Source organism: Bacteroides sp. CAG:633, assembly GCF_000435115.1.
In the GTDB taxonomy this organism is placed as follows: domain Bacteria; phylum Bacteroidota; class Bacteroidia; order Bacteroidales; family Bacteroidaceae; genus Bacteroides; species Bacteroides ndongoniae.
On the sequence record NZ_FR883157.1, the window covers coordinates 107,949 to 109,522 of the forward strand.

General features: G+C 44.0%; 2 pseudogenes. Both read left to right on the plus strand.

Annotated elements, in window-relative coordinates:
- A pseudogene (locus QVP67_RS15510) lies at nt 1–669 on the plus strand (M23 family peptidase); the annotation flags it as partial.
- 68 nt (nt 670–737) lie between these two features.
- A pseudogene (locus QVP67_RS15515) lies at nt 738–1,574 on the plus strand (C69 family dipeptidase); the annotation flags it as partial.

A 1,574-nucleotide genomic window follows, 5' to 3' on the forward strand; every position in this document is an offset into this window, starting at 1 on the left:
CAGGGAAAGAGGGCTGAGATTGCCATGATGCCTCCTCATCCGGAGAAATATGTTTTTAAGTGGGATAAGACAAATTACCTGCAAGAGCCGGGAATGGAACTTGTGGTGCCTCGTGGAATGCTTTACGAGGACGCCCGACTGAATTATGCCATATATGCCGACAGTGCTGATATTTCCTATACCTATCAGTTGAATGACGTCGTAGTGCCTTTGCATGACTATTGTGATTTGAGCATCGGTCTGCGGCATTATCCGGTAGACGATATGTCGAAATATTACGTGGCCCGTGTGACTTCTAAAGGAGGAAAGTATGGTGTAGGGGGCAAGTTCGACGATGGATTTATGAAAGTTCGTATACGCGAACTGGCTACTTATACAGTAGCAGTTGATACGGTACCTCCGGTTCTTACTCCGGTAGGGCAAGGACAATGGGGGCGTACGGGGCGCATCGTGTTTAAGGCCAAGGATAAGGAGACCGGTATCAGCAGTTATCGGGGGACTATTGATGGGAAATACGCATTGTTTGGCAAACCTAATTCTGTCAGTGGAAATCTGGTTTGCGAACTGGATCCCAAACGGGTGAAGAAAGGAAGCAGACATGTGCTGGTAATGACTGTCACGGACGGTTGTGAGAATAAGACAACCCGTCAGTATCATTTTGTATATTAAGCAGTGTTTCAGATACGTGTATTATCTGGGAGTTAAATCAAATATGTCGATTAAATAAAAAGTAAAGTATGAAAAGTAAAAGACTGATTCTTTCCGTCTCGTTGGTGCTAACAGCTGTAGTCAATGCACTGGCTTGTACCAATCTGATAGTTGGGAAAAATGCCTCGGCTGACGGTTCTACCATTGTTTCTTATTCTGCCGACTCCTATGGCTTGTTCGGCGAGTTGTATCATTATCCGGCAGGTGTACATAAAAAAGGTACGCTGATTGATATTTATGAATGGGATACCGGCAAATATCTGGGAAAGATAGAACAGGCCCGTCAGACTTATAATGTGATTGGAAATATGAATGAATTCCAGGTAACTATCGGAGAAACGACCTTTGGAGGACGTCCGGAACTGGTAGATACTACCGGAATAATAGATTATGGCAGTCTGATATATTTAGGGTTGCAACGTTCGCGTACAGCTCGTGAAGCAATCAATGTGATGACTGAATTGGTTGAGGAATACGGTTATTACAGTAGCGGTGAGTCGTTTACTATTGCCGATCCTAATGAAATATGGATTATGGAAATGATCGGGAAAGGACCGGGTGTGCGTGGTGCTGTATGGGTAGCTGTACGTGTGCCGGACGACTGTATTTCGGCACATGCTAATCAAAGCCGTATTCATCAGTTTGATATCGAAGATAAAAACAATTGTATCTATTCTCCGGATGTGATATCTTTTGCTCGCGAAAAAGGCTACTTCAATGAAGTGAATAAAGACTTTAGTTTTGCCGATGCTTATGCTCCGCTTGATTTTGGCGCCCGTCGCTATTGCGAAGCCCGCGTGTGGAGTTATTTCAATATGTTCACCGATCGTGGAAATGAATTTCTCCCTTATATCGAAGGAAAGAGT